Genomic DNA, 25224 nt, shown 5'->3' on the forward strand with positions numbered 1-25224 from the left:
CTCCTGCCGATTACCAGCTGGCTTTGGTCACGCCCGGAATGTTGCCTGCGAAGGCTAATTCACGGATCTTGGCGCGGCCCAGACCAAATTGACGGAACGTACCGCGTGGGCGACCGGTGATTTCACAGCGGTTGCGTTGGCGGGTCGGGTTGGCGTTGCGCGGGAGCTTTTGCAGGCCCAGACGGGCAGCTGCACGCTCTTCATCGCTGCGCTTGGCATCGTTGGCGATGGCTTTCAATTCCGCATATTTCTTAGCGAATTTGGCCGCCAGTTTTTCACGCTTGAGCTCGCGCTCGATCAAAGCTACTTTAGCCACGTGACACCTCAGTTCTTGAAGGGGAAGCGGAAAGCTGTCAAGAGCGCTTTGCACTCTTCGTCAGACTTGGCCGTTGTGGTGATGCTGATGTTGAGACCGCGCAAGGCATCCACCTTGTCGTACTCAATCTCAGGGAAAATGATCTGCTCTTTGACGCCGATGTTGTAGTTGCCGCGGCCATCGAATGCGCGACCAGAGATACCACGGAAGTCACGCACGCGAGGCAAAGCCACGGTCACGAAACGATCGAGGAATTCATACATCTGAACACCGCGCAAGGTCACCATGCAGCCGATGGGCTGTTGTTCACGGATCTTGAAACCGGCAATGGCTTTCTTGGCCTTGGTCACCACAGGCTTCTGGCCCGCGATCTTGGTCAAGTCGCTCACAGCGTGATCCATGACCTTCTTGTCAGCCACAGCTTCAGACACACCCATGTTCAAGGTGATCTTGGTGATGCGAGGAACCTGCATGGGCGACGTGTAACCAAATTTGGCCGTCAGTTCAGCAGCGATTTTCTCGCGGAAGAGTTGTTGCAAACGTGCCATGCTCATGCCACCTTGATTTCTTCGCCGCTCGACTTGTAAACGCGAACGCGTTTGCCGTCAGCTTGCAGCTTAATGCCCACGCGATCAGCCTTACCTGTGGCGACGTTGAAAATCGCCACATTGGATTGGTGAATCGGCATGGCCTTTTCGATGATGCCGCCAGTTGTGCCCTTCATGGGGTTTGGCTTGGCGTGTTTTTTGACGATGTTGATGCCGTCAATCAGCAGGTACGAATCGCTGGCGCGCGACGAAACTTTGCCGCGCTTGCCTTTGTCACGACCTGTGATGACGATGACTTCGTCGCCTGTGCGAATCTTGTTCATGGCGCGTCCTTACAGTACTTCAGGAGCCAAGGACACGATCTTCATGAACTTCTCGGTACGCAGTTCACGCGTGACCGGGCCGAAGATGCGGGTGCCGATAGGCTCCAACTTGGCATTCAGCAACACAGCAGCATTGCCATCGAATTTGATGAGGGAGCCATCGCCGCGGCGGATGCCTTTGGCGGTGCGAACCACCACAGCACTGTAGATCTCGCCTTTTTTGACGCGACCACGTGGGGCGGCTTCTTTGATGCTCACTTTGATGATGTCGCCAACACTTGCATAGCGACGCTTAGACCCGCCGAGCACCTTGATGCACAGCACGGACTTGGCGCCGGTGTTGTCGGCCACATCCAACCGAGATTCTGTCTGGATCATTTCTTTGTTCCCAACTTGTATTTCTTGTGCACCAGCCTTGCAGCCAACACACTGAAATCAGTCTTGGACCCGTCATTCACGCTGCAAACCACTCGCGGCGCTTCAGATTGGGCAGATAACCACGCCTTTTGACAGGCGAAGCCCACGATTATGTCTGAAAAGCCAGCTGTGCGCAACACCTTTGGGAATTTATTTGCAAATATTCGGTGCCCGAACCCGTTTTTTGGAGGATCCCGGGCTCAGTGGCCCCATCTCGGCCCATGGAGCCCCACGAAAAAGGGACAATGTCTCCAGCATTTCTCCCTTTTTTCTCATTTTCCTCTGTCTCTTTATGTCTACCTTTACCAATTCCTTGGCATTCATTGGCGGCGGCAACATGGCCAGCGCCATCATCGGCGGCTTGATCCGTCAAGGCATGAAGCCTGAGCAGATCATGGTGGTGGAGCCGTTTGCGGATACGGCCGCCAAACTCTTGGTTGATTTCGGCATCACTGCGCTGCGTGTCGCTGACGCCTCTCTGTCACGCGCCGACTTGGTCATTTGGGCGGTCAAACCCCAAATATTTGCTGAAGCCGCCATCCCGGTCATGCCCCACACGGGTTCCGCACTCCATTTATCGGTTGCTGCAGGCATTCGCACCGACAGCATCTGCCGCTGGGTCAGTTCAGACCGCGTGGTCAGGTGCATGCCCAACACGCCCGCGCTGGTGGGCCAAGGCATCACCGGCTTGTTTCCTTGCCCATCGGTCACGCCCGCAGACCAGGCCTTGGTCGAGCGTGTCATCGGTACCACCGGGCAATTCATTTGGGTACAGCAAGAATCCCACTTGGATGCTGTCACGGCACTGTCAGGCTCCGGCCCAGCCTATGTGTTTTTTTTCCTGGAAGCCATGACCGAGGCGGGTGTTGGCATGGGTCTGAGTGCCGAGCAAGCCCAGCAATTGGCTGTGGCCACTTTTTCAGGGGCGTCCTCTTTGGCGGCCGCTTCGTCGGAACCGGTCGAAGTGCTCCGTCAACGCGTGACCTCCAAGGGCGGTACAACTTATGCGGCCATCACCTCACTCGAAGCCTCGGGCGTCAAAGCTTCATTCGTGAAAGCCATGCAAGCAGCCGAGGTGCGTGCGCGAGAATTGGGCGATGAGTTTGGCAAGGCCTAAAGCTCCCCGCCTAGGGGAACAACTCAACGGTACGACAGAACCACGCCCGCAAAGACGCTGAACCCCAACCAGTGGTTCAAACGAAAGGCCTTGAAGCACCCCTCGCGGGTGCGGTCTTTGATCAGCATGAGATGCCAAACCACCTGAACAGCCGCTCCGGCCAGGCCCATGAAGAGCCCAAGACCGCGCGCTGAAGCGTCCAATAAGACCGCCCACATCGCCAGGTAGGCCACATAAAAACCAGCAATCGCCGCTACATCCCAGCGCCCCAAGGTGATGGCCGAGGTCTTCATGCCGATTTTCAAATCGTCATCGCGGTCAACCATCGCGTATTCGGTGTCATAGGCCAACACCCAAAACAAATTGCCCACCAACAAACCCCAGGCCAAGGGTGGCACTTGCCCCTGCACTGCGGCAAAAGCCATCGGAATGCCAAAACTGAAGGCCACACCCAACACGGCCTGAGGCATCGACACAAGGCGTTTGGCATAGGGGTACAAGAGCGTGACCGCCAAAGCCGCAAATGACCACTGGATGGTGGCGGCATTCGTGGTCAAGACCAAAGCGAATGCGCACAGCGCCAGCACCACGCCCACAGCCAAAGCTTCTTTCACGCCTAAGCGCCCGCTCGTGACCGGGCGGTTGGCGGTGCGTTTGACGTGCCTGTCAAAGTCGCGATCGGCCACATCATTGACGCAGCAGCCTGCGCTGCGCATCAAAATGGTGCCCAGACTAAAAACGGCCACCAAATGCCAACCGGGAAACCCTTCAGCAGCGACCCACAGTGCCGCCAAAGAGGGCCACAACAACAGCAACCAACCCGCGGGTCGGTTCCAGCGGATCAGATCCAAATACAACTTGAGTTTGTCATGCATGCGACGTCACCTCAAGACAGCCGCGTCACACCGGGCAGTGGACAAGCGTAAATGGCATTGCGTACAGCCGCAATCGCCTCATACCGGGTAAAACTGCGGCGCCAAACCAGCACCACGCGCCGCGTAGGCGGCTTGCCGCCCGCAGGGTCGACGATGGGCAGATAGCGAACCGGAGAGTCATGGTGCCCACCCGAGCGTTTGTGCACCGGCTTGAGATCGGGCACGGACATGCGCGGCACCAAGGTCACCCCCATGCCCGCGGCCACCATGTGCTTGATGGTCTCGAGTGACGAGCCCTCGAATGTCTTGCGAATGCCATCGGTTTGGCTCGCATAACGGGCAAATTCGGGGCAAACCTCCAGCACATGGTCCCGAAAACAGTGGCCGGCCCCCAGCAACAGCATGGTCTCGTTCTTCAACTGCTCGGTCGTGATGGATGTCGCCTGGGCCAAGGGGTGGCTCAAGGGCAAGGCGGCCATGAAGCTCTCGTCGTACAAGGGTGCCACTGCGAGACCTGACTCGGGAAAGGGCTCGGCCAAGATGGCGCAGTCGAGTTCGCCCGTGCGCAGCATTTCGAGCAGTCGCACCGTGAAATTTTCTTGCAGCATCAAGGGCATCTGCGGGATGTCGGTGATGATCTGGCGCACCAAATCGGGCAACAAATAAGGCCCGATCGTGTAGATGACGCCCAAACGCATGGTGCCCGCCAACGGGTTTTTTCCCCGCTTGGCAATTTCCTTGATCTCGGCGGCTTGCTCCAGCACGCTTTGGGCCTGGCGCACGATCTCTTCGCCCAGCGTGGTCACCGACACCTCGCTGGCACTGCGTTCAAACAGTTTGACTTCCAGCTCTTCTTCCAGCTTCTTGATGGCCAGTGACAGTGTGGGCTGTGACACAAAGCAGGCCTCCGCAGCCTTGCCAAAGTGCTTTTCGCGCGCCACAGCCACGATGTATTTGAGTTCGGTCAGCGTCATGGGCGTTATTTGAACATCAAGCCTTCAGATACTCGGATTTCCCGCCCAACCAGCGGCCAATGTGGCGCTCGGCCAAGCCCGCGTGCTGGTCCAGCATCTGCGGCGCCAGGGCCCGCGCCCAGTCCAGCAAATGCCCATCGGTTTCCAGATCGGCAAAGCGCAGCAAGGGGGCACCCGACTGGCGGGCCCCCAAGAACTCACCCGGCCCGCGAATTTCCAAATCGCGCCGGGCAATCTCGAAGCCGTCGTTCGTCTCGACCATGGCGCGCAAACGCTCTCGGGCGGTCTCGCTCAGGCGTCCGCCCTCGGGCGTGCCGTACAGCAACACGCAGGCCGACGCTGCCGCACCCCGCCCTACCCGGCCGCGCAGCTGGTGCAGCTGGGAGAGGCCAAAGCGCTCGGCGTGTTCGATCACCATCAGCGAAGCGTTGGGCACGTCCACCCCCACCTCGATCACCGTGGTGCTGACCAACACGCCCATCACGCCTGCGGTAAAGAGCTCCATCACGGCCTTCTTTTCGGCCACAGGCATGCGCGAATGCAACAAGCCCACCATCACGCCCGGCAGCGCCTCGCTCAGGGCGGCGTGGGTTTGGGTGGCGTTGGTCAAGTCCAGCGCTTCACTTTCTTCAATCAGTGGGCACACCCAATACACCTGCCGCCCCTCTTGCAACTGCGCTCCAATGCGCGAGACGACTTCGTCGCGGCGGTGGTCCGACACCACGCGGGTCACGATGGGCGTGCGCCCAGGCGGCAACTCGTCGATCACCGACACATCCAGATCGGCGTAATAGCTCATGGCCAGGGTGCGCGGAATGGGCGTGGCCGTCATCATCAACATGTGGGGCTCCATGCCGCCTTCTTGCATCTTGCCGCGCAAGGCCAAGCGCTGCGCCACGCCAAAGCGGTGCTGCTCGTCGATGATGGCCAGCGCCAGGTTTTTGAACTTGACGTGCTCTTGAATGACCGCGTGTGTGCCCACCACCAGCGCCGCTTCGCCCGACTCGATCAGCGCCAGCATGGTGGCGCGCTCTTTCTTCTTCTGGCTGCCAATCAGCCAAGCGACTTTCACACCCAAAGGCTCCAGCCAGCCCACCAACTTGGCAAAGTGCTGGGTGGCCAAAATTTCGGTCGGCGCCATCAGCGCACATTGCCAGCCCGCATCCACCGCCACCATGGCCGCCAGCGCCGCCACCACGGTCTTGCCCGCGCCCACATCGCCTTGCAGCAGGCGGTGCATGGGCACGTTGCGGGCCAGGTCTTTGCCAATTTCTTGGCCCACACGCTGTTGGGCGTTCGTCAATCTGAAAGGCAAAGCGTCTAAAAGCTGTCCGTACAGACCTTGGGACTTGAGCTTCAGGGCTGGGGCACGCAGCACATCGCGTTCGCGCTTGGCCGTCAGCTGCGACAACTGTTGCGCCAGCAACTCCTCGCATTTGAGGCGAATCCAGGCCGGGTGGCTGCGGTCCTCCAAAGCGGCCAGCGACACATCGGGCGTGGGGTGGTGCAAAAAACGCAAGGCATCGCGCAATGACCAAGCTCCTCGGGGGTCCGGCCAAGCGATACCGGGGGGCAAGGTCTCGCTCAGGTCGGCATGGTTCAGGCCGTTGATCACCGCCCGGCGCAGATAGGCCTGGGCCAGGCCCGCCACCGTGGAATACACCGGGGTCAAGGCCTCGGCCAAATTGCCACCCGCCGCCTTGAAAGTGGGGTGCATCATGGTCAGCCCCATGAAGCCGCCGCGCACCTCACCCCGCGCCCGGATGCGGTTGCCCACGGCCAGCGCCTTTTGGTGCGAGGGGTAAAAACTGAAAAACCGCATCACGCAGGTGTCCGAGCCGTCATCCACCGTCACCAGCAGCTGACGGCGCGGGCGCATGGTGATTTCGCAGGCCGTCACCGTCGCCTCGATCTGCGCGGTATCGCCCTCTCGCGCATCGCGCAACTTGACGATGCGCGTCTCGTCCTCGTAGCGCAGCGGCAGGTGCAGCGCCAGGTCAATGTCGCGCTTCAAGCCGAGCTTGATCAGCGCTTTTTGGGGTGCGCTGAGTGTTTTGGCGGGCGTGGATTCGGACTTTGCAGACATCCATTGATTGTGCCGTGAGAGTCAAGGTTCGTCAGTCGTCCAATTTCAGTGACCTTCGGGCAAAATCCTGCCTTTCCAGTCATTCGGGCCTGTCAAGCCCATACACCATGTCCTCTTCTGCTTCCCCCCGCGACTTCACCCTGAGTGATTTCGACTTCGAACTCCCCCCAGAACTGATCGCCCAACACCCTGCCACCGAGCGCAGCGCCTCGCGTTTGCTGGACGGCTCCTCACCCACGGTAGTGGACAGAATTTTTCATGAACTGCCTGGCCTGCTGAATGCAGGTGACTTGCTGGTGTTCAACGACACCAAGGTGGTCAAAGCCCGCATCTTTGGCGAGAAGGCATCGGGCGGCAAACTCGAGTTGCTGATCGAGCGCGTGCTCCCGGGCCACCAGGTGGTGGCGCACATGCGGGTCAGCAAAAAGCCCCTGCTCGGCGGCAAGATGCATTTGGCAGGCGGGGCACGCCACGGCGGTTTCGATGCCGTGCTGCTGGGCCGCTGGCCCGATGAAAACGGCCCACTGTTTCACCTGCAACTGAGCGACGAGCCTCACGCCTTGATGGAAAAACACGGCGTGATGCCACTTCCCCCTTACATTGAGCGCCCGGCGGGCACGGCCGATCATGAAGACACGGAAGAAGACGCCGAGCGTTACCAAACCGTGTTTGCGCGGGCACCCGGCGCGGTGGCTGCACCCACGGCAGCGCTGCATTTTGACGAGGGGGTGTTGGCGGCTCTGGCGGCGCGCGGTGTGCAAACCGCCAGCGTGACCTTGCATGTGGGCGCGGGCACCTTCCAGCCGGTCAAGACCGAGAACATTGCTGAGCACCACATGCACAGCGAATGGTACGAAGTACCCGAATCCACGCAGCAAGCGATTGCTGAGTGCAAAGCACGCGGCGGCAAAGTGATTGCGGTGGGCACCACCACGGTTCGCACGCTGGAGTCGTGGGCCAAGTTCGGTCAGGCCAGCGGCGATACCGAGATTTTCATCACGCCCGGGTTTGAGTTCAAAGTGGTGGACCTGCTGATCACCAACTTCCACCTGCCCAAAAGCACGCTGATGATGCTGGTCAGCGCTTTTGCAGGCTACGAACACATCATGGGCCTGTACCGCCACGCGATTGCGCAGAAGTACCGGTTTTTCAGCTATGGGGATTCGATGCTGTTGAGGCGAACCAGAATCGATTGACCCTGTCAGCACGTTGGCGCATTACAATTGCAGTGCAATTGAAAGGCTTCTATGAAAACCGCCACACTACCGGCCCTTCGTGTCAGCCCAAGTCTCAGACAAGCCGCCGAAAAAGCACTGCGCCCCGATGAGACCCTGTCCAAACTGATGGAAATCTCACTGGAAAGATTCATTGCACACCGCGCGGCCGAAGACGAGTTCATCGCCCGTGGTTTGCGATCTGCCGAAGAAGCGCGTCAAAGTCAGGTCTACTTTTCCGTTGATGACGTGCTGCATGAATTGAAGAGCAAACTGGCCAAAGCCAAGTCCTCGGTCTCTTGAGTCGGACCGGGCTCGATCATGGATGAGTTTCAAGTCCGCTTCACTGCACAAGCCCAATCTGATCTGAACCGGCTTTATGAGTTCCTCTTGGAATTTGATATCCATACGGCCGAACGGGCATTGCGAGCCATTGAAAACGGTTTGGATTTTTTACGCAAATCGCCTTTTTCTTGTCGCAAAGCCGCCGCTGGTGTACACGGCCCTCTGCTCAGAGAGCTCATCATTTCGTTTGGAGCATCTGGGTATCTGGCACTTTTCGAAATTGAAGACGCTCACACGGTGACCATCCTCGCATTGAGACATCAGCGAGAAGACGATTTTCACTGATGAAAATGGCTCTCAGCTGGCCTCCAAGCCTTAAAGCTCCAAGAACACCCGCCCACCCTCCACCTTGACCGGCCAAGTCTTGGCCGGCTCGGTCGCCGGACCACAGGCCACCGAGCCGTCGCGCAGACTGAACTGGGCTTGGTGAAAGGGGCACTCCACGTGGTCGCCTTCCACAAAGCCGTCGCACAACTTGGCGTTACCGTGCGTGCACAGGTTGTTGATGGCAAACACCTCGCCGTCCACGCTGAACAGGGCAATGTCTTGGCCTTCGGGGGCGACGGCGATGCCCGCACCGTCAAACAAATCGGCCTCGGCGGCCACGTCAATCCAGTTTGTCATGGTCATATCGGGTAGATGATGGCGTTGGGGATCATTTCGCTGTCGTACACACACAGGCGTTCGGCGAACTTCAGGCCCTCGGGGGTCTGGACGATGGTGTCGATGTAGCGGCCCACATTGAACACGGTGCTGGCCTTGTCGAGTTTGGTGCGGAACACGGCGTAATTGGCTTCCGATTGGATGCGGTCGCCCTCGACCTGTCGCACCACGGGCGCGCCCACCACGTGCCGCTGGTAATACGGGTCGTGGTAAAGCGTCTCTTGGATACCGTAGACACGGTCTTTGAGCATGCCTTTGCTGGTGAACGACAGGGTGCACAGGGGAAAGCCGCGCTCATGGTTTTCTCGCGGGATGAGTTTGTACACGCACTGCTCGGTGAAAAATTCCGGCCACAAATCCCACTGGCCACTGTCCACGGCCAGGGCGTAATCGGCATACAGGCGGCCGAGGGCCATGTGGGTTTCAAAGTTCACCATATTCAGGCCTCCATCACTTTGCGCCAGTATTCGTACATGCCCCGGATGAGTGTTTCAGTCACCATGTGGTCGGTCTCACCCACATCGCGCCCACCCAACTCCACCAGCATGCGGTGCTCGGGTTTGGTCTCAAAGGCTTGCTGCGAAAACTCAATCACCTCGCCGTCGTCCGCACTCACAAAACCGGCCGGACCAAACAGATTGGACTGGCGCAAGCGCCGCTCGGTCATCTCGGGCGTGTCGTCTTCAAAACCAAAGTGCGTCCAGACAAAGTCGAACGCGCCATGCCCGTCGGGCTGGATGTGACGGGTGGACACGCTGTTGACCTGCTGCTGAAAAATCACGCTGGGGAACAGCGTCATCATCACCGCCGTGGGCATCTGCTCGCCCATTTGCCACCAGCCCTCGGGCACGATGTCCAGAAAGCTGGCGTCGTGCAGCTGCATGCTCTCTTTGAAGCTGCTCACCTGTGTGACCTGCGACGCCTGCCCCGTGGCCTGGCCCGCGCTGCCTCGGGTCGAGATCATGGCAGCGTGGCGGTGGTGGGCGTCCATGCGCAGCTCGCTCTTGTTGTCGGCACGCCAAAGACCAAAGGTCACAAACCAGGTGTGCAGCAGGCCGGGGTGGTACGGGTCTTTGATGTTTTCCTGCATCAGCTTCCAGTTGCCCGGAATGCGCTGGCGGTTGTAGCCCAGCACCACCAGCTTGCGGCCGTTGAACAGGCGGTCAAAGTATTTCAGGATGGTCGGCCCCATGAAGTCTTCGAGCGATTCCACATTGGGGTCAAAGGAAGCGAACACCACACCGCCGCGTGTGGCGACTTTCAAGGCCGTGAGGCCATGCTCCCTGGGGTCAAAGTCGGCGGGCATGCCGCCGTTGACCTGGCCGTCTTGCCGCACACCGCGGCGAAAAGGCACACCCTGCAAGTCACCCTTGAGCGTGTAACTCCACTGGTGGTAGGGGCAGACAAACTCTTTTTTGTTGCCGTGGCGCTCACGGCAAAACTGCATGCCCCGGTGGGCGCAGACGTTTTCGACCACATGGATCTGGCCGTCGGTGGCGCGCGTCAAGATGACCGAGCGCTCGCCGACCACGGTGCGCTTGAAGTCGCCAGGGTTCGGAATCTCGGCTTCCAGGCCCACATAGCTCCAGTGGCTTTTGTAAAAGAAGCGCGCCAGCTCCTGTTTGTGCCGGTCTTCGTCGGTGTACACGGCAAACGGGACGCGGCTGGTGCCTGCCGTTTCCCAGTGGATGGGCTGCTCGGTCATGTTGAATCCTCAAAATTCTTGATGCAAATCATGCGTACACCCTTGAATTTCGTAAATCGAATTTCATCAATAATCATTATTCGTATTTCAAATAAAATCCAGCATGGACCTTGCCCGCCTCGACTTGAACCTGCTGCTGGTGTTTCACCACCTGCTGCGTGAAAAGCGCGTGTCGGCGGTGGCCACGGTGCTGGGCATGAGCCAGCCCGCCGTCAGCAGCGCCTTGGGCCGACTGCGCAGCAGCTTGGGCGATGAATTGTTTTTGCGCACCCAGCGGGGCATGGAGCCCACGCCTTACGCCTTGCAACTGGCCGAGCCCGTGGCGACAGCGCTCGACGGCCTGCAGCAAGCGCTCAATGTGCGCGCCTCGTTTGACCCAGGCACCAGCGAGCGCCGTTTCACGCTGGCCATGACCGATGTGGGCGAGATGTATTTCCTGCCCGTGCTGATGGACGCGCTGGCTGGGGCCGCCCCGGGCGTTACGCTGAATGTGGTGGCGGTGACCAGCGCCAGCCTGAAAGACGACATGGCCTCAGGCCGGACCGACTTGGCGCTGGGCCTGCTGCCGCAACTGCAAGCGGGGTTTTTTCAGCAAGCGCTGTTTCGCCAACCTTATGTGGGCCTGATGCGCGAAGACCACCCCTTGGCCCATCCTGACGGCTTGACCTTGTCCGACTTTGCGGCGGCCAGCCATGTCCGGGTGATGGCCGCAGGCACGGGCCACGGACGGATCGATGAGGCCATCAGCGAGGCGCTGGAACGGCAGGGTTTGCAAAGGCGCATCCGCCTCACGGTGCCGAACTATGTGGCTTTGGGCGATGTGCTCGGGCATTCGGACCTGATCGCCACCGTGCCTGAGCGTTTCGCCCAGCGCGTGACCGGCCCCTTTGCGTTGACCACCCGGCCACTTCCCCTGGCGGTGGACGGCAGCGCCATTCACCAGTTCTGGCACGCCCGCCTGCACAAAGACCCTGGGCACCAATGGCTGCGCGAGTTGGTCGCGCAATGCTTTGGCGATGGCAGCCTCTGACCCCCTTCTACAATCCCAGCCATGCTCCAATTCGACCTGCTCAAAAACGACCCCGCCAGCCACGCCCGTCGCGGCCAGCTCACCCTGAACCATGGCGTGGTGCAAACGCCCATCTTCATGCCTGTGGGGACCTACGGCACCGTCAAAGGCGTGATGCCGCGCAGCCTGCACGAGATGGGCGCGCAGATCATTTTGGGCAACACCTTTCACCTGTGGATGCGGCCGGGCTTGGACATCATGCAAGGCTTTGGCGGCCTGCACCAGTTTGAAAAGTGGGACAAACCCATCCTGACCGATTCGGGCGGGTTTCAGGTCTGGTCGCTGGGCGACATGCGCAAGATCACCGAAGAAGGCGTGACCTTTGCCAGCCCCGTGAACGGCGACAAGCTCTTCATGTCGCCCGAAGTGAGCATGCAAATCCAGACCATCCTGAACTCGGACATCGTGATGCAGCTCGACGAGTGCACGCCTTACGAGACCAAGGGGCACCTCACCACCGAGGCGGAAGCCCGCAAGTCGATGGAGATGAGCCGCCGCTGGGCCGTGCGCTCCAAAGACGAGTTCGCGCGTTTGCAAAACCCCAACGCGCTGTTTGGCATCGTGCAGGGCGGCATGTTTGAAAACCTGCGCCAAGAATCGCTCGACGCTTTGGTCGAGATGGACTTTCCGGGTTACGCGATTGGCGGCGTGAGCGTGGGCGAGCCCAAAGACCTGATGCTGCAAATCATGGCGCACACGCCGCACCGCCTGCCCGCCCACAAACCACGCTACCTGATGGGCGTCGGCACGCCCGAAGACCTGGTGCAAGGCGTGGCCGACGGCGTGGACATGTTCGACTGCGTGATGCCCACCCGCAACGCCCGCAACGGCACGGTGTTCACCCGCTTTGGCGACCTGAAACTGCGCAACGCCCGCCACAAAAACGACCCGCAACCGCTGGACACCAGCTGCACTTGCCATGCCTGCGCGGGAACATCTGGCGTGTCGTGGGACAACGGTGGCCGAGACGGTTTCAGCCGTGCTTACATGCACCACCTGGACCGCTGCGGCGAAATGCTCGGCCCCATGCTGACCACCATCCACAACCTGCACTACTACCTGAACCTGATGCGCGAAGTGCGCGAATCGCTGGACGCGGGTCAGTTCAGCGCCTTCCGGGCCCAGTTCAAGACGGATCGGGCACGCGGTGTGTGATCAATCGGTGGTGAACACCGTCAACACCCCGGTGTAACCATAGAGCTGCTTGCGCGCAATCTCGCCGGCGGCAAAAAAGCCCACCAGCGGCACATCGCCCAAAGCATGCCGAATGATCTGCATCTCGGCGTTGGGGCCGCCAAAGTGCGGGCCACCACGCCCAGTGCAGCTCACATACACAGCGCCCGCCATGCGCTGGCCCGCTTGGGGCACCGTGGGCACCGGGTCATCGCTCATGGCGTTGATGGCCTCGATGGACAGCATCTCAGGCTCCAGCGCTTCGCGAATTTCAGCGCACACGCGCACCAAGTCGGCTCGGGCCGCTTGCACATCGCGACGGCAAAACGTCAAACGCATGCCCGGCTCCAGGTGCTCGGCAATCGCCACGCTTTGGCGCCCAGGGTCCAGGCCGATGATGTGGCGCACCCGAACGTCGTGGCCCAGATTGCCTGCACGGCCCACGCCAGATTGCCCGGGCGCACTCAGGCCGACCAGCGTGGAGCGCACCACGGCAATGGCTTTTTGGGGGTCCTTCAGGCTGATGTCCAAATCGGCCAACATGACGTCCAGCGCAGGCTCTCCCGCCAACTGGAGCACCACATGGTCCTCGGATTCGGTGATCTCGCGTTCGGGGGCCACAGGCTGGCAGCCTTGCGTCACGCGCGACAAAAGCGCCACATCGGGTGAAAAGGCCACGCCACTCAAGCCACCTTGGAGGACACCGCCGTGCACCTCTGAGCCACCCGCATCTTCGGCCCGCACCGCAAACTGCACGCTGCGCGTGCGGCTGGCGCTCAAACCGCCAAACAAATAGCCTTGCTGCGTGCGCTCAGCCATCTCTTGGATCAGCTCGGCCAGGTCGGGTGTGTTGGGGTCGGCGTGCACCAAGGCCGCATCGGCCCAGCCCGATGGCAGCGGCGAGACCCCCGAAAACACGCGGTATTGCTCGGGCGTGAGGTCGCACAGCATGAGCGCCATGGCGGGTTCGTCGAAGTACTCGGCGTTGTTCACCGCCACGCCAATGCCCACCGTACCCGCCCAGTCAGTCACCTCGGGCAAGGCCTGGCGCAGGTGGTCGAGCAGCGCTTGCGCCTCGGGCGCGTAATGGTCGGTGATGTAGAGCAAGCCCAAACGGGGTTGGCTGGCGTAATCGGGCAAATCCATCTGGGCACGCAACTGCGCCAGCACCAGGCCAGCGGCCATGCGCCACTGCGGGTGGGTGGCGTGCCCACTCGGAAACAACTTCATGGCGCTTTGCGCTTGGCGGCTGGCTTGCGCGGCGCAGATTTGGCAAGCGGTTTGGTTTTGGCAGCGGCTGACTTCTTGGCCACGGCCTTTTTGGCAGGACTTGGTTTTTTACCAGGGGCTGACGTGCTGGCCCCTTTGGCTGTCATGCCCGTCTTCATGGCTTCGGCGGCCACGTCTTTGACGGCCGCGGTGGCAATGTTTTGAAACTGCTGGGTCAAGGCCCCCCACCACTGCATCGGGTCCACCGCAGGCTTGGCCGAAGCGGGCCCATTCGCAGGTTCTTCAGGCGCTTTATTGGCCGCATCCTCTGGTTGAACGGGTTTTGGCTCAGGCGCGGCCGGTGGCGTCACCGGTTGGGATGCAGCAGCTGGCGGCTCAGGCACGGGTGCAGGCGCTTTGGCCGTGAAGGCCTTGGCCAGATCGGCCATGCTGACATTCATGCTCTGCAGCGTGGACAAGGTCATTTTTTGCACCTCCATCGCTTGGATGGTGGCCTTGAGCGCCGTGGTGTTTTGCTCGAGCCAAAAAAGCACCGACTTCAACTCTTGAATGCGTTTGTCGATGTCTTCGATGCTGAGCGTGGGTGCCACCCAGCTGGCCATACCGGGCATGCCAGCCGCCGCAGGCTGAGCTGGCGAGGCGGTTTTAGACAGGTTTTGCAAAAAGTCAAAGCCTGGCACGAATTGGCCAAAGCCGAAGGCAGAAGGTTCGCTCATGGCAGTTCCTTGGAAAGTGGTCTGCAAAGCTTACCTGAAGACGCGTTCAAACAGTCTGACGCACTCAAAACGACTGGTTGGCCGAGAGCTGGCCGGAATGACTTGCGCAGACTGGCTGGCGCCTATCGGTGGGTTGGCCCCTGCCAGGTGATGTCGGAATGCCCGTTGTTGTTGGCCGCCGGGCGCTTGGGGGTGCTTTCCACAATTCCAATCTCGGGCTGGCTCTCCACTCGGGGAAAGAAGGCTTTGACTTCGTTGACTTGGCCAAAACTGCGGGTGAAGGCCGCCTGCTGAGCAGGGGTGAGCACTTGATCCCGAAAGAATATCACCTCGTACCGGGCCAATGCGGCCTTCAGCTCGCTTTGTCCCAAATCACTCAAGGACTGCGACAAGTCCAAACCATAGAGCGTGGCCCCGATGTTGGGGGTGTAGGGCTTGGCGACAAATGACCCATCAACATGCTGCAATTGGATCGAATGGGCCATGACTTTTCCTTGGCGAACAATTTCCGTGGGGTGGCCACCTCAGGTTGGCCCGCTCAGCAGTCTTTGCATCGCCCGCTTGGCCGTTGCCAACGCATTGGCCCGCATCCCGGCAAACATGTCTTTCAGGAACTGTCTGGCCAGTGGCTGCGCTTTTTCGGGCGAACCGGCATTGAAGGGGGGCTGCGGGTCGTACTCCAGGTACAACTGCACCGCCTCGGCATAGACCCGGCTTTTCAGCAGTGCCACCAACTTGAGGCCAAAGTCGATCCCGGCCGTCACGCCGCCGCCTGTGATGCGGTTGCGGTCCACCACAATTCGGCCCCGCGTGGGAATCGCGCCCAACTCTTTCAGCACATCGCGGGTGTCCCAATACGAGGTGGCTTTGTAGCCCTTGAGCAAACCCGCTGCCCCCAGAATCAAGGAGCCGGTGCACACGCTGGTCACATAGCGGGCGGTTTGACCCTTGGCCTTGAGAAAGGCGAGGACTTCCGGGTCTTCCATCATGGTGAAGGTACCCGGCACACCGCCGGGCACAAACAACACGTCCAGCTGCTCGGGGCATTGCGCGAAGGTGGTGGTGGGCTTGACCGGAATCAGCGCGGCAGGCCCCGGGCTTTCATTGCCCACGGGCTCCAGGTCTTTCCAGAGCAGGTGGATTTCCTTGTTCATCAAGGCCTCGAACACGGTCAAGGGTCCGACCAAATCCTGCAAAAACATGCCCGGATAAACCAACATGCCGATGGTGATTTTGGGGCCGCCAATGAGCGGCGCGTAACGGTCCATGGTGGCCAAGTGGTGCTCGTCAGCAGCTTGCTTCGAGGGCGCTTGCACCGCAGCGGGCTTGGCCAACGCTTGGGACGTTTGCATGGCCGAGTAGCCCAGCACCACAGAGGGCCAGGACAATAAACGAGAGAAATAACGACGGTTCATGAGAGTTCAAGGGGCACCCTTGCGGATGCCCCCTCCTGTGGCGTGGTGGATGGATCAGAATTTCGTGCTGATGCCCAGCACCAAGCTGCGCGGCAAACCGGGCACCACTTGGCCACCACCAAAATAGGCCATGGGTGCGTAATATGGTTTGTTGAGCAGGTTGCTGATGCTGGCGCTGTACTGGATGTCGCCGCGCTTGTAACTGGCCTGTGCATCCCACAAGGTGACAGTCGGCATCAAGAACGTGTTGCTGGTGTCGCCTGCCAGGTTGGAGCGATGCGACGCGCCCAAGCCCAGACCCAGGCCACGCCACTCGCCTTGTCGCACGTCGTAACGCGCTGCCACGCGCAGTGTTTGTTCAGGCACATTGAACAGGCGTTTGCCCACCCAAGCGGCATTGGTGTCTTGCGTGATTTCTGCAGTTTGGTGCGTATAGGCCGCAATCCAGGCCAGTGAAGGTGAGGCTTGCCAGCGCACGTCCACATCGAGGCCTTTGGCTTGCTGCACACCCGTTTGCACAGAAAAGCCTGGATTGGTCGGATCTGACACGGCGGCGTTCTTGCGTTGAATGTCAAACAAGGCGGCTGTGGCAGTCAAACCATGCCAGCCCTTGATGCGCAGACCCAGTTCTTTTTGTTCGGCCTCTTCCATTTTGGGCGCCACGCTGAACAAAGAGCCAAACGGCACTCGGGACATTTGGCTGTAACCACCAAAAAACGACACGACATCACTGGCGTCAAAAACGGCACCGAAACGTGGCGTGACCTTGTTGTTGGTGCTTTGGTTGTTGATACCCCAATCCGCATACAAATCTTTGGCCTCGGTGCGTGTATGGCGCAAGCTGCCATGCAAGTGCCAAGAACCCACTTGAACTTGGTCTTGCACATAAACCACGGTCGAAGTGCTGCGGTTTTGTTGCTGATTGGCCGCAGCAGGCACAGCAGGCTCACCCCAAGCAGGACGCACATTGCCGGTCAAATCGGTCATCACAAACGGCAGGTTGGCAAAGGCCATGAAGCCATCGTCGCGAGTCTCATCGCGGTCCAGGCCCAAGCTGACACGGTGCAGCGCCTTGCCCGACTGGATGGCCGTCGCCAAACTGAGTTGAACCGTGTTCGATGTCAGCTTTTCCCACAAACGGGCGCCGCTCAACACCACATTGGCGCCAAAGCCGCTGCCGTACTGACTTTCGCTGCCATAAGGGAATGGAAATACCCCTCGCTGATCCACTTCTGCGGTGTTGTGTGCGGCCAGGGCCTTCAAGGTCCAGTCATTGTTCAAGACTTGCGTCCACTGCACATTCAGGCCGCGTGACTTTTGTGTGGTGTCGGGCAAGCCGGTGGCGGTGACAAAGCTGCTTCGGCCTACGCCTGCAGCAGGCTCGGTGGCCGTGGCGTTGGCGCGTGGCAAGCCCGAATAATCCACCGTGGTGTTGTCCAGCATGCGGGCCTTGATGACCACTTTGGTTTTGGCATCGGGCGACCAGGACAGGCTCGGATTCAGCGCCAACTTGCGGAAGAAAACGCCTTGGGTTTCGCTGTCAGAGCGGTCATGCTCGCCATTGACCCGAAACGCCCACGCCTCGTTGATCGGCTGGTTCAAATCAACGTGCGCATTGCGGCGGCCAAAGTTACCCAACTTGACACCCACTTCACGCGAGGCCTTGGCAACAGGGTCTTTGGTCGTCACGGCAATGGTGCCGCCCACCGTCGAATAATTGCCGATCGCCTGGCCGCTGCCATACAGGCCACCCGCTGGACCTTTGATCACATCCATTTGCTGAACGCCCACCAGGCTCTCCTGGTTTTGGAACCAACCTGGCACCGAGACACCATCGACGACCATGGCCGCATTGAAACCGCGGATTTTGAAGCCCACGTTGTTGCTGTCGCGTGGATCGATTTCATTCACATTGCTCACGTTGCGCAAGGCGTCCGAAACCGTTTTGCTGCCCTGGTCATCGATGACCGAACGCGTAATGCTCACGATGGACTGGGGCACTTGCTCTACAGGGACGGCCGAACGTGTCGCGGTTTGTGTGATGGCTGGCTGATATCGGTCTTTGTCAGCTGTGATTTCGATGGTTTGTGTTTGGGCGTGGGCCAAAGCGGCGCAGCAAGCCCATGCGGCCATGGCCACAGCGGAGAAATTCAATTTTGTTTTCATGTTCTGACGAGATCTGGATGTGCAAGCAAAAACTGCACGCAAAAAGACATCACCCCAATCAATTCGGGTGGAGAAAAATCGCCTTGCGGCGTTCAGATCAAGTCAGGCGGCCCACGAGAAGGCAGTGGCGGCGCAGTGCGGGCCAGCAGCAGCGCCTCGGGCAAGGCTTGCACGATGAAAGCTCGTGCATCGTGCACATGGACCAAAGCCGACAATGTGGTCGGCGGCATTGCAGGTGTGGCGTGGGCGCACAGCGGGCAGTCCATGTTGCTGGTCAGCGGTGGGGCTTCACCCTCGCCTTGCACCACCACCTTCATGATGCCCATGGCGGAACACACGACCTCCATGGTCTTGGGCTGCAGCGTGGCGGTCAAAACCGACACACCCACAAACAGCACATACCAAACCAACACGAGGCGGCTCAGCGAGTGAAAGAAGGGGTGTGAACGGTGCATGTCCATGCCTCAGCGACTGGCAGGCCAGGGATTGGCGTGGCGAGTGTTGTGAACAAAGTTGTGGTCGGTCAAGGTGTTCAAGAAAGCGACCAGGTCGCTGACTTCTTGCTCGCTGACCTCGAAGCCCCCGATCAATGAACTGCGCAAGGGGCTGGGCCCGTTGGTCGTACCCCCTGCGCGGCCAGCCTGCGCGTAGTGGGCGCGGATGACTTGGTCGAGCGTGGCGATGGAGCCGTCGTGCATGTAGGGCGCGGTCAGCGCAATGTTGCGCAGGCTGGGCGTGCGGAACTTGCCCATGTCATCGGCGTCACCCGTGAACTCGCTGATGCCCGGGTTGTCTGCGGGGTAGGCACCCCGGCCATCCAGGTTGTGCAAGCCTGTGTTGTGAAAGCCGCGCTCGGCCAATGGCAGCTTGCTGTGGCGGATGTTGTCGGTGAAGGTGAAGCTGCCGTGGCAGTGGTAGCACTCCATCTTTTCGCCAAAGAACAGGCTTTCTCCGCGCTTGGCTGCTGGGGATATGGCCGTGGGCTGGCCGCCGTATTTGTAGCGGTCATACGGGCTGTCAAACGAGAGCAGGCTGCGCTGAAAACTGGCCAAGGCTTTGGTCAGCGTGCCCAGCGAATACAAAGCCTCGCTGCCTTTTGCGGCTTCGATCGGAAAGGCTTTGGCAAACAAGTCTCGGTAACGCGCATCGGCTTGCAGGCGTGCAAACAGTTCGTTCTCTCGCCCTGCCATGCCCATCTCGACCGGGTGCTCGCCAAACAGCGGAATGAGCGCCTGCACCTCCAAAGCCGTGAGGTTGGGGTTGGCCCAAGTCAGCACCGGCAGATAGGCCACATTGGCCAGCGCCATGGCACTGCGTTGCCCCGCTTGCCCGGTCACACCTTTGGCCACGGCCAGACCATCGGTGAAGGCTTTGTCCTGGTGGTGGCAGGTGGCGCACGACATGCTGCTGTCGGCCGACAGGCGTTGGTCGTAAAACAGGTGCCGCCCCAGCTCGACCTTGGCCGCACTCATCGGGTTGTCTGCGGGCACCACAGGGCGTGGCACCCAGGCAGGCAAGTCCCAATGAAAAACGTCTGTGGAACTGCCCGTGAGCACAGCCCAGCCGGCCAAGGCCAGCAGGCAGGTGCTCAGGGTTTTGCGCAAAGGGTTCATGGCCGAGCTTTGGGGTGCAGATCAGCGCTTGGACAAAAGGCGTTGAGGGCCTGCAGCGGCCATGCCGTCATAGGCCAGGCCCAGCGCCTGCATGACAGGTGGGCAGTCGCCGTCTTTGGGGAAGCTCATGCAGCCGGGCGATGTGCCTTTGGCGTTCACGTCCACATTGGCCTGTGCCAGCACCGCGCCCATGTCGGCCACCACGGTGTTTTTGCGCAGGTCAAAGCCCTCGAAACGCACCGTCATGCGGTTGGGGTTTTGGCAAGCGCTGGGGGCTTGGGTTTTGCTCTCGCCCGCGCATGCCGTGCTGCCCAGGTGCACCGAGTAGCGGGTGACCGGGCCCATGGCGTTGGCTGGTGCGGGTTTGTCTGTGCTGATGCCGCTGCTGGCGGTGTCGAACTTGATGAACTTGTAGCCGCCTTGCCAGTTCCAGAACATGGCTGTGGAGTTGAGCGGCGCGGGGGCGACCGTGGGGTCTTGGTGGTTTTGTGCAAAGGGCACGCCCACGGTGAGTTCCACCCCGGTGTACTCGCCCGCAGGCGCTTGGCCGCGCACGCTGGTGTTGGTGGCTTCTGTGCCATTGCGGCAAGGACCTGCGCCGTTTTCAAAGTCCAGCAGCGCCACCGATTGCTGTTGCCACACGCCGTCTTGTGCAAGTTGCACAGGCACGGTGCTGCCGTCTTGGCGCACCAACTTGACCTCGCTCACATACATGCGAAAGTCGCTGGGCGTGATGGTCGAGCGGGTGCTGCCCACGCCTTCGTAACGCTGGCCACAGGCAAAGGGCTGGCCGTTGATTTGGGCGGCAAACTTCAGCTCAACAGCTTGAGAAGTGGGTGGGCTGGGCAAGGTGCTGCAGGCGCTCACGGTCAAGGCCAATGCCGTCAGGGTGAAAAGATTTTTCATCGTATTCTCCATTTCAAAAATCAATGCTGATGCGCAGGTGAACCTGCACGCGGTGTTTGCACCCAGACGTTCACACGCCGGGTGCCTGCTTTTTCAAAGACCAACTCCAGATCGAAGCGGTCACCGTCTTGGAGGGGCTTGGCCATGTCCAGCAGCATCAGGTGGTGCGTGCCTGCGCCGCCGTGCCGCAAGGACACTTCGGTTTGCGCGGGCAGCTCCAAGGCGGGCACTTGGCGCATGCGCATGACATTGCCGTCCATCTGCATGTGGTGGATTTCGACCCGCGCGGCCACAGCGGTGCGGGCCGACAGCAGGCGGTCAGGCGTTTTGCCTTTGTTGCGTATCGACTTGAAGTACACAGCGCCTGTGGTCGTGCCTGCCAGGCTGGGCGTGGCGTAGGGGTGGTCCATGATCACATCGCCTTGGCGAAAGTCGTGCGCGTGGACAGAGCCCATGCCCAACAGCGCCAGGGCCACCAGCCCCATGAACAAGCCACCCGTCACAAAGCCCAGGCCAAAGCCGGTTTTTTGAGCGCTTTGCCAGAACTTGAAAATCACCTGTTGCATACCAGACCTTTCAGGCCGCCATGGCAAAGGGCTCAGCCACGGCCCACACGCTGGGCACACGCAGTCGAGGCTGCTTGCGTTCGGGCAGCAAGGTGTTGAGTTCGCGACACACCGTTTCAAACGTGGAGTCGACCACGCGGGCCATTTCTTTGAGCGTGGGCAGTTCTTGGCGCTGCACGGGCAGCACGCGGCCATCGGCCTGCTTGCCCAACACGGTCAACAAATAAGCCAAGCGCTGGACGATGGGGCCGGTGCGCAAACGGTGCATGTCGCAGGTCTGCCGCTGCTGCTGCAAGAAGCCCTGGGTCAAGATGGTGTAACGGTCCAGGGAGAGGCTAGACGCCAGCGGCTGGGCTTGCGCGGCCACCAAGGCCACTGCGGTGAAGGCATAAGGCTCGGCGCACAGCGACTCCACGCCGATCAGGTCTCCGGCCTGGGCCAGTTGCACCAAAATTTGGCCATCTTGGCCCTGACGCTCCAGCTTGAAAACACCTTGGGCCACGCGCCACACAGGGCCTACACCGCCTGCGGCCAACAAGTTTTGACCACGGCCCACGTCGATGGATCCACCCACCGGAATTTGGTTTAAAAATTGCACACGCTGCTCCTGACTGAATGGGCCAGTGCACCTGCATGAAAACAGGCTCCTGGCGAACAGCAGGCGGGCATGGGCCCGGCCTGCCACGGCTGACTTCAGGCGTGGGCAGGCGGGGCGCGGGAGTGGACCGTCCAGCGGGGGACGGCTTGAGGAATGTCTTGATCAAACTGCGCCAACAAGGGCGGCGCTTGTGGCAAAGCCTGCCACGCCAAGAGGGTGGGCGGCGGCGCCATGCGGTCGCTGGCCAACACGCACAAAGCGCAATGGTCGAGCATGGTCGCGCCCGGCACAGAACCGTCATCGCCCTGTGCATTGCCCGGTTGGTTGAGCGCCTTCTGTGGTGTGCCCTCGGTGGTGCACACCGTCATCCAGGGCACGGCGCTGCCTTGACTCCAGGCCCGCGCACGCGAGACCGTGGGGGCCAAAGCCGCCAGCAGCATCGCGCACAGCAGCCACAGGCTGAGCCTGCGCAGTTGGGCAGAAGTCCAGGTCATGGAGAAATCAGGCTGTGGTCAATCCGTCAGTTCAATGCTTGTGCATGTGGCCGTCGCCCTGCTTCATGGCGGGGGCGGCAGCCATGCGGGCGGCGGCCTTGATTTCGATGTTTTGACGCTTGCCATCCTTGCCTTCGACCACCAGGGTCACGGACACGGTGTCACCGTCTTTGACTTGGCCTTTGAGGTCCATCAGCATGACGTGGTAACCGCCGGGCTTGAGGTCGACCGCTTTGCCCGCAGGCAAGGCCAAGCTGGGCACCGCGCGCATTTTCATGACGCCGCCGTCCATGGCCATCTCGTGCACCTCCACCACACCCGCCACAGGCGACTGGGCCGAGACCAATTTGGCGTCTTGCGCCGACTGCAATTGCATGAATGCACCTGTGGCTTTTTGCTGCGCCACGGTGGCACGCACCCAGGCGTCTTTGACGGTGACTTGGGCTTGGGCCTGGCTGAACAGGGCCGACATCAGGACGGCAAAAGAGGCAACAACGCGTTTCATGGCGAACTCCAGTTAATAAAAAGACACGAGGGGAAAGGGTTTGGCGGCGCTTGAAAGCCAGCGCACTGGACCACGGGCAGGAAGATCGGCTCATGCGGGCACCCCGCACTGGGCCGTCAAACAGCTGCCGTGATCAAGAAAAAGAAGGGGGAGCGCGGGCCTGCCAGGGCAGGCCGATGAGCGAGGCCAGCCGGGCCTGCTCTAGAGGACGCAGCGCATGAGACAGCCCGACATGGACTGGCGCTGAAACCGACAGCACCGGGGGCGCGGCCACCGGCAAACACAAGGGGCAATGCAGGCCATGGTGGCTGCTTTGCGCCTCATCGCCATCGGCATCGAGTTGGAGCAGCTTGACGCTGCCTGCGGTGGTGCAGACCAGTTGCACGGCCTCTGAGTTGACCAGCGGAGAAGCCACGGCCACCCCCACAAACAACGCAAACCACACCAGCACGAGGCGGGTGAGGCGGGGGGCGTTGCGCAGGGATTGCAGATTCAACATGTTGGGAATTATGGCATCGAAGGCTGAGGGCTTTGGGCACACCCGGTCCATGCACCCGTCTCTTCAGATGGTTGTTTGGGCTTTTTCGTCTGCTGATTGTGGGGTTCCCCACTGGGCACAACGATCAGCCGCACGGGACATCCCTTGGGCATCCACCGGGAAAAAACCGGGAATGTCGTACTTGTCGAAGTGCGCATACGAAGAAAAGGCCATGGCCCAATCAGCAAAATGCCGCTCGGTGATCGGGCCTCGCGCCAAAAGTTCTAGGTTGTGGTGCCGTTCATCGCGCTGGAGGCTTTTCCACAAAGCATCGATCGAGCCAGAGGGGCCTTCGATGCACTGCACAAAGATTTCCTCGGTGTAGAGCAAATGCCCCGTGATGCCCAAGCTCAGGTTGCGCTTGCGACATTGCACCAGCAAATTGAACAAATGCAAGCTGCCCAATTTGTGGGTGGCTTTTGAACGGTAAACCAAACGCTCCAACATGCAGCCTCCAAGACCAACCCTCTATTTTTGTCGATGCGCTTGATGCCAGCCTTACAAAAACCAAGCGCCATGGCCTCGGCACCTGGTCAACGCATCAGGCTGACCGCCTTGATTTGTGCCCAGACCTGCTGGCCGGGTTGCAGTGAAAGGCGGTGCACCGCACGGGCCGTCACCCGGGCCAGCACCGTGGTGCCCTGCGTATCCAACTGCACCAGGACCTGCTGAGTGCCTGGCTCCGGCGCCAAACGTACCACGACACAGGGCAGGTGGTTCTGGATGCTGGTATCACTGGCGCGCTGCAAGGTGATGCTCACATCGCGCGCCAAGATACGCAGCCGCACGTTGCTCCCCAGTGGCTGGTCGGTGCCGGCCACCCACAGATCACCGCCAGACAGACTCAAGCGGCTCAAGCCCCATGGCGCATCGTGACCGGCCACTTGGGCATGGACCAATGAGCCCACATCGTCGCCCAGTTGTATGGGCGTTTGAACCGAGGCCAGCACTTGTTGAACCGGGCCTGCAGCTCGGATCTGGCCTTGCGCCAGCACCACCAAGGTGTCGGCCAATCGGGCCACTTCGTCGGCCGAATGCGTGACATAGAGCATGGGCACTTTCAGGTGCGTGCGCAGCTTCTCCAGCCAAGGCAACACCTCCTGTTTGCGCTGCAGGTCCAGCGATGCCAGCGGCTCATCGAGCAGCAGCAAGCGCGGCTGCACCGAGAGTGCCCGCGCCAAAGCCACACGCTGGCGTTCGCCACCCGACAAATGAAGCGGACTGCGCGACAGCAAATGGCCGATTCCCAAGACCTCCACCGCATCGTTTTGAGCTTGCCGGGCTGCACTGTGCTGCGCCTTGGGCAAGCGGCGCAGGCCATAGTCCAAATTGCCCTGCACATTCAGATGGTCAAACAGACTGGCCTCTTGAAACACATAAGCCAGGCGACGCTGCCAAACGGGCGTAAACAAGCCCTGGGCGTCGTCTTGCCACAGCTGCGCGCCCATTTGCACCCGGCCTTGCGCCCGCTCCAGACCGGCCAGGCTGCGCAGCAAAGTGGTCTTGCCCGAACCGGACGCGCCCCACAGCACACTGACCCCTTGCAAAGGCAAGTTCAAAGAGACCTGCAGCGTGAACCCCGCGCGCGGCAAATGCAAATCCACCCTCAGGGTCTCGGTCAGGTCGGTGCTGTCAATCGTGTGTGGCATCAG

Annotated in this window: 31 protein-coding genes; 6 read left to right on the forward strand and 25 right to left on the reverse strand. The window is 60.5% G+C overall.

Annotated elements, in window-relative coordinates; genetic code table 11:
- Positions 1–10: 10 nt before the first annotated feature.
- The 4 genes from rpsN to rplN are packed head-to-tail and all read right to left on the reverse strand — an operon-like array spanning position 11 to position 1565.
- Complete coding sequence (rpsN, locus tag ACHEXK_RS13515; protein ID WP_053172533.1) at positions 11–316, reverse strand: 30S ribosomal protein S14; 306 nt, start codon at positions 314–316, stop codon at positions 11–13.
- A gap of 8 nt (positions 317–324) precedes the next feature.
- Entirely contained in the window at positions 325–864 is a 540-nt protein-coding gene (gene rplE, locus ACHEXK_RS13520; RefSeq protein WP_100120212.1) for a 50S ribosomal protein L5, read from the reverse strand.
- Positions 865–866: 2 nt separating this feature from the next.
- Complete coding sequence (gene rplX / locus ACHEXK_RS13525) at positions 867–1187, reverse strand: 50S ribosomal protein L24 (RefSeq protein ID WP_416546819.1); 321 nt, start codon at positions 1185–1187, stop codon at positions 867–869.
- A gap of 9 nt (positions 1188–1196) precedes the next feature.
- Positions 1197–1565, reverse strand: a complete 369-nt coding sequence (rplN, locus tag ACHEXK_RS13530) for a 50S ribosomal protein L14 (protein ID WP_019427444.1) — start codon at positions 1563–1565, stop codon at positions 1197–1199.
- A 331-nt stretch (positions 1566–1896) separates the two neighbouring features.
- Between rplN and proC the strand changes: the two genes are divergently transcribed.
- Complete coding sequence (gene proC, locus ACHEXK_RS13535) at positions 1897–2721, forward strand: pyrroline-5-carboxylate reductase (protein WP_416546820.1); 825 nt, start codon at positions 1897–1899, stop codon at positions 2719–2721.
- A 23-nt stretch (positions 2722–2744) separates the two neighbouring features.
- Here the strand turns inward: proC and ubiA are convergent, their stop codons facing one another.
- The 3 genes from ubiA to recG are packed head-to-tail and all read right to left on the reverse strand — an operon-like array spanning position 2745 to position 6656.
- Positions 2745–3596: a 4-hydroxybenzoate octaprenyltransferase gene (ubiA, locus tag ACHEXK_RS13540; protein WP_416546821.1), complete on the reverse strand. Its 852-nt coding sequence runs from the start codon at positions 3594–3596 to the stop codon at positions 2745–2747.
- Positions 3597–3607: 11 nt separating this feature from the next.
- Positions 3608–4570, reverse strand: coding sequence for a LysR substrate-binding domain-containing protein (locus ACHEXK_RS13545; RefSeq protein ID WP_416546822.1), 963 nt, complete (start codon positions 4568–4570; stop codon positions 3608–3610).
- Between the two features lie 16 nt (positions 4571–4586).
- A complete protein-coding gene (gene recG / locus ACHEXK_RS13550) occupies positions 4587–6656 on the reverse strand; it encodes an ATP-dependent DNA helicase RecG (RefSeq protein WP_416546823.1) in 2070 nt (689 codons plus the stop codon).
- 107 nt (positions 6657–6763) lie between these two features.
- On the opposite strand from recG, the gene queA reads away from it, so the two are divergent.
- Genes queA through ACHEXK_RS13565 form a run of 3 tightly spaced genes read left to right on the forward strand, consistent with a single transcriptional unit; the run spans position 6764 to position 8500 of the window.
- Positions 6764–7852 carry a tRNA preQ1(34) S-adenosylmethionine ribosyltransferase-isomerase QueA gene (gene queA / locus ACHEXK_RS13555; RefSeq protein WP_416546824.1) on the forward strand — a complete coding sequence of 363 codons (1089 nt, stop codon included), beginning with the start codon at positions 6764–6766 and terminating at the stop codon, positions 7850–7852.
- A 51-nt stretch (positions 7853–7903) separates the two neighbouring features.
- Positions 7904–8173: a prevent-host-death protein gene (locus ACHEXK_RS13560; protein ID WP_416546825.1), complete on the forward strand. Its 270-nt coding sequence runs from the start codon at positions 7904–7906 to the stop codon at positions 8171–8173.
- Between the two features lie 18 nt (positions 8174–8191).
- Positions 8192–8500, forward strand: a complete 309-nt coding sequence (locus ACHEXK_RS13565) for a type II toxin-antitoxin system RelE/ParE family toxin (protein ID WP_416546826.1) — start codon at positions 8192–8194, stop codon at positions 8498–8500.
- 30 nt (positions 8501–8530) lie between these two features.
- Here ACHEXK_RS13565 and ACHEXK_RS13570 read toward each other — a convergent pair whose 3' ends face one another.
- From ACHEXK_RS13570 to ACHEXK_RS13580, 3 genes are read right to left on the reverse strand one after another with little or no spacing between them, the layout of a single operon-like run.
- A complete protein-coding gene (locus ACHEXK_RS13570) occupies positions 8531–8845 on the reverse strand; it encodes a non-heme iron oxygenase ferredoxin subunit (RefSeq protein WP_416546827.1) in 315 nt (104 codons plus the stop codon).
- The gene (locus ACHEXK_RS13575) at positions 8842–9315 is read right to left on the reverse strand and encodes an aromatic-ring-hydroxylating dioxygenase subunit beta (protein WP_416546828.1); all 474 of its coding nucleotides are present in this window, start codon (positions 9313–9315) and stop codon (positions 8842–8844) included. Before ACHEXK_RS13575 ends, ACHEXK_RS13570 begins: the two co-directional genes overlap by 4 nt.
- A 2-nt stretch (positions 9316–9317) precedes the next feature.
- Complete coding sequence (locus ACHEXK_RS13580; protein ID WP_416546829.1) at positions 9318–10583, reverse strand: aromatic ring-hydroxylating dioxygenase subunit alpha; 1266 nt, start codon at positions 10581–10583, stop codon at positions 9318–9320.
- 103 nt (positions 10584–10686) lie between these two features.
- Here ACHEXK_RS13580 and ACHEXK_RS13585 point away from each other — a divergent pair, with 103 nt between their 5' ends.
- Both ACHEXK_RS13585 and tgt read left to right on the forward strand, forming a co-directional pair.
- The gene (locus tag ACHEXK_RS13585) at positions 10687–11613 is read left to right on the forward strand and encodes a LysR family transcriptional regulator (protein ID WP_416546830.1); all 927 of its coding nucleotides are present in this window, start codon (positions 10687–10689) and stop codon (positions 11611–11613) included.
- Positions 11614–11634: 21 nt separating this feature from the next.
- The gene (tgt, locus tag ACHEXK_RS13590) at positions 11635–12807 is read left to right on the forward strand and encodes a tRNA guanosine(34) transglycosylase Tgt (RefSeq protein ID WP_416546831.1); all 1173 of its coding nucleotides are present in this window, start codon (positions 11635–11637) and stop codon (positions 12805–12807) included.
- Here tgt and ACHEXK_RS13595 read toward each other — a convergent pair whose 3' ends face one another.
- From ACHEXK_RS13595 to modC, 15 genes are all read right to left on the reverse strand, one after another.
- On the reverse strand, positions 12808–14055 hold the full coding sequence (locus tag ACHEXK_RS13595; protein WP_416546832.1) for an FIST signal transduction protein: 1248 nt from the start codon (positions 14053–14055) through the stop codon (positions 12808–12810).
- Positions 14052–14771: a PhaM family polyhydroxyalkanoate granule multifunctional regulatory protein gene (locus ACHEXK_RS13600; protein WP_416546833.1), complete on the reverse strand. Its 720-nt coding sequence runs from the start codon at positions 14769–14771 to the stop codon at positions 14052–14054. The genes ACHEXK_RS13595 and ACHEXK_RS13600 overlap by 4 nt, the downstream gene beginning before the upstream one ends.
- Before the next feature lie 122 nt (positions 14772–14893).
- A complete protein-coding gene (locus ACHEXK_RS13605) occupies positions 14894–15256 on the reverse strand; it encodes a TauD/TfdA dioxygenase family protein (protein ID WP_416546834.1) in 363 nt (120 codons plus the stop codon).
- A gap of 39 nt (positions 15257–15295) precedes the next feature.
- Complete coding sequence (locus ACHEXK_RS13610; protein WP_416546835.1) at positions 15296–16186, reverse strand: DJ-1/PfpI family protein; 891 nt, start codon at positions 16184–16186, stop codon at positions 15296–15298.
- Positions 16187–16240: 54 nt separating this feature from the next.
- On the reverse strand, positions 16241–18352 hold the full coding sequence (locus tag ACHEXK_RS13615; protein WP_416546836.1) for a TonB-dependent siderophore receptor: 2112 nt from the start codon (positions 18350–18352) through the stop codon (positions 16241–16243).
- Positions 18353–18444: 92 nt separating this feature from the next.
- Positions 18445–18807, reverse strand: a complete 363-nt coding sequence (locus ACHEXK_RS13620; protein WP_416546837.1) for a DUF2946 family protein — start codon at positions 18805–18807, stop codon at positions 18445–18447.
- A gap of 9 nt (positions 18808–18816) precedes the next feature.
- The gene (locus ACHEXK_RS13625; protein WP_416546838.1) at positions 18817–19965 is read right to left on the reverse strand and encodes an MbnH family di-heme enzyme; all 1149 of its coding nucleotides are present in this window, start codon (positions 19963–19965) and stop codon (positions 18817–18819) included.
- A gap of 21 nt (positions 19966–19986) precedes the next feature.
- Complete coding sequence (locus tag ACHEXK_RS13630; protein WP_416546839.1) at positions 19987–20871, reverse strand: MbnP family copper-binding protein; 885 nt, start codon at positions 20869–20871, stop codon at positions 19987–19989.
- Between the two features lie 20 nt (positions 20872–20891).
- Positions 20892–21437 carry a copper chaperone PCu(A)C gene (locus ACHEXK_RS13635; RefSeq protein WP_416546840.1) on the reverse strand — a complete coding sequence of 182 codons (546 nt, stop codon included), beginning with the start codon at positions 21435–21437 and terminating at the stop codon, positions 20892–20894.
- Between the two features lie 10 nt (positions 21438–21447).
- Positions 21448–22035 carry a hypothetical protein gene (locus tag ACHEXK_RS13640; RefSeq protein WP_416546841.1) on the reverse strand — a complete coding sequence of 196 codons (588 nt, stop codon included), beginning with the start codon at positions 22033–22035 and terminating at the stop codon, positions 21448–21450.
- Positions 22036–22130: 95 nt separating this feature from the next.
- The gene (locus ACHEXK_RS13645) at positions 22131–22529 is read right to left on the reverse strand and encodes a DUF2946 family protein (RefSeq protein ID WP_416546842.1); all 399 of its coding nucleotides are present in this window, start codon (positions 22527–22529) and stop codon (positions 22131–22133) included.
- 31 nt (positions 22530–22560) lie between these two features.
- A complete protein-coding gene (locus ACHEXK_RS13650) occupies positions 22561–23034 on the reverse strand; it encodes a copper chaperone PCu(A)C (protein WP_416546843.1) in 474 nt (157 codons plus the stop codon).
- Between the two features lie 133 nt (positions 23035–23167).
- On the reverse strand, positions 23168–23533 hold the full coding sequence (locus tag ACHEXK_RS13655; RefSeq protein ID WP_416546844.1) for a DUF2946 family protein: 366 nt from the start codon (positions 23531–23533) through the stop codon (positions 23168–23170).
- A 63-nt stretch (positions 23534–23596) separates the two neighbouring features.
- Positions 23597–24019 carry a BLUF domain-containing protein gene (locus ACHEXK_RS13660; protein WP_416546845.1) on the reverse strand — a complete coding sequence of 141 codons (423 nt, stop codon included), beginning with the start codon at positions 24017–24019 and terminating at the stop codon, positions 23597–23599.
- A gap of 86 nt (positions 24020–24105) precedes the next feature.
- The gene (gene modC, locus ACHEXK_RS13665; protein WP_416546846.1) at positions 24106–25221 is read right to left on the reverse strand and encodes a molybdenum ABC transporter ATP-binding protein; all 1116 of its coding nucleotides are present in this window, start codon (positions 25219–25221) and stop codon (positions 24106–24108) included.
- Between the last annotated feature and the right edge of the window lie 3 nt (positions 25222–25224).

Origin of the sequence: Limnohabitans sp. DCL3, assembly GCF_048019295.1 — a bacterium.
In the GTDB taxonomy this organism is placed as follows: domain Bacteria; phylum Pseudomonadota; class Gammaproteobacteria; order Burkholderiales; family Burkholderiaceae_C; genus Limnohabitans_A.

Excerpts from the sequence above, each read along its gene's own strand:
- rplE (WP_100120212.1), bottom strand. The coding sequence starts at position 864 with ATGGCACGTTTGCAACAACTCTTCCGCGAGAAAATCGCTGCTGAACTG.
- rplX (WP_416546819.1), bottom strand. The coding sequence starts at position 1,187 with ATGAACAAGATTCGCACAGGCGACGAAGTCATCGTCATCACAGGTCGT.
- rplN (WP_019427444.1), bottom strand. The coding sequence starts at position 1,565 with ATGATCCAGACAGAATCTCGGTTGGATGTGGCCGACAACACCGGCGCC.
- proC (WP_416546820.1), top strand. The coding sequence starts at position 1,897 with ATGTCTACCTTTACCAATTCCTTGGCATTCATTGGCGGCGGCAACATG.
- ubiA (WP_416546821.1), bottom strand. The coding sequence starts at position 3,596 with ATGCATGACAAACTCAAGTTGTATTTGGATCTGATCCGCTGGAACCGA.
- ACHEXK_RS13545 (WP_416546822.1), bottom strand. The coding sequence starts at position 4,570 with ATGACGCTGACCGAACTCAAATACATCGTGGCTGTGGCGCGCGAAAAG.
- recG (WP_416546823.1), bottom strand. The coding sequence starts at position 6,656 with ATGTCTGCAAAGTCCGAATCCACGCCCGCCAAAACACTCAGCGCACCC.
- queA (WP_416546824.1), top strand. The coding sequence starts at position 6,764 with ATGTCCTCTTCTGCTTCCCCCCGCGACTTCACCCTGAGTGATTTCGAC.
- ACHEXK_RS13560 (WP_416546825.1), top strand. The coding sequence starts at position 7,904 with ATGAAAACCGCCACACTACCGGCCCTTCGTGTCAGCCCAAGTCTCAGA.
- ACHEXK_RS13565 (WP_416546826.1), top strand. The coding sequence starts at position 8,192 with ATGGATGAGTTTCAAGTCCGCTTCACTGCACAAGCCCAATCTGATCTG.
- ACHEXK_RS13570 (WP_416546827.1), bottom strand. The coding sequence starts at position 8,845 with ATGACCATGACAAACTGGATTGACGTGGCCGCCGAGGCCGATTTGTTT.
- ACHEXK_RS13575 (WP_416546828.1), bottom strand. The coding sequence starts at position 9,315 with ATGGTGAACTTTGAAACCCACATGGCCCTCGGCCGCCTGTATGCCGAT.
- ACHEXK_RS13580 (WP_416546829.1), bottom strand. The coding sequence starts at position 10,583 with ATGACCGAGCAGCCCATCCACTGGGAAACGGCAGGCACCAGCCGCGTC.
- ACHEXK_RS13585 (WP_416546830.1), top strand. The coding sequence starts at position 10,687 with ATGGACCTTGCCCGCCTCGACTTGAACCTGCTGCTGGTGTTTCACCAC.
- tgt (WP_416546831.1), top strand. The coding sequence starts at position 11,635 with ATGCTCCAATTCGACCTGCTCAAAAACGACCCCGCCAGCCACGCCCGT.
- ACHEXK_RS13595 (WP_416546832.1), bottom strand. The coding sequence starts at position 14,055 with ATGAAGTTGTTTCCGAGTGGGCACGCCACCCACCCGCAGTGGCGCATG.
- ACHEXK_RS13600 (WP_416546833.1), bottom strand. The coding sequence starts at position 14,771 with ATGAGCGAACCTTCTGCCTTCGGCTTTGGCCAATTCGTGCCAGGCTTT.
- ACHEXK_RS13605 (WP_416546834.1), bottom strand. The coding sequence starts at position 15,256 with ATGGCCCATTCGATCCAATTGCAGCATGTTGATGGGTCATTTGTCGCC.
- ACHEXK_RS13610 (WP_416546835.1), bottom strand. The coding sequence starts at position 16,186 with ATGAACCGTCGTTATTTCTCTCGTTTATTGTCCTGGCCCTCTGTGGTG.
- ACHEXK_RS13615 (WP_416546836.1), bottom strand. The coding sequence starts at position 18,352 with ATGAAAACAAAATTGAATTTCTCCGCTGTGGCCATGGCCGCATGGGCT.
- ACHEXK_RS13620 (WP_416546837.1), bottom strand. The coding sequence starts at position 18,807 with ATGCACCGTTCACACCCCTTCTTTCACTCGCTGAGCCGCCTCGTGTTG.
- ACHEXK_RS13625 (WP_416546838.1), bottom strand. The coding sequence starts at position 19,965 with ATGAACCCTTTGCGCAAAACCCTGAGCACCTGCCTGCTGGCCTTGGCC.
- ACHEXK_RS13630 (WP_416546839.1), bottom strand. The coding sequence starts at position 20,871 with ATGAAAAATCTTTTCACCCTGACGGCATTGGCCTTGACCGTGAGCGCC.
- ACHEXK_RS13635 (WP_416546840.1), bottom strand. The coding sequence starts at position 21,437 with ATGCAACAGGTGATTTTCAAGTTCTGGCAAAGCGCTCAAAAAACCGGC.
- ACHEXK_RS13645 (WP_416546842.1), bottom strand. The coding sequence starts at position 22,529 with ATGACCTGGACTTCTGCCCAACTGCGCAGGCTCAGCCTGTGGCTGCTG.
- ACHEXK_RS13650 (WP_416546843.1), bottom strand. The coding sequence starts at position 23,034 with ATGAAACGCGTTGTTGCCTCTTTTGCCGTCCTGATGTCGGCCCTGTTC.
- ACHEXK_RS13655 (WP_416546844.1), bottom strand. The coding sequence starts at position 23,533 with ATGTTGAATCTGCAATCCCTGCGCAACGCCCCCCGCCTCACCCGCCTC.
- ACHEXK_RS13660 (WP_416546845.1), bottom strand. The coding sequence starts at position 24,019 with ATGTTGGAGCGTTTGGTTTACCGTTCAAAAGCCACCCACAAATTGGGC.
- modC (WP_416546846.1), bottom strand. The coding sequence starts at position 25,221 with ATGCCACACACGATTGACAGCACCGACCTGACCGAGACCCTGAGGGTG.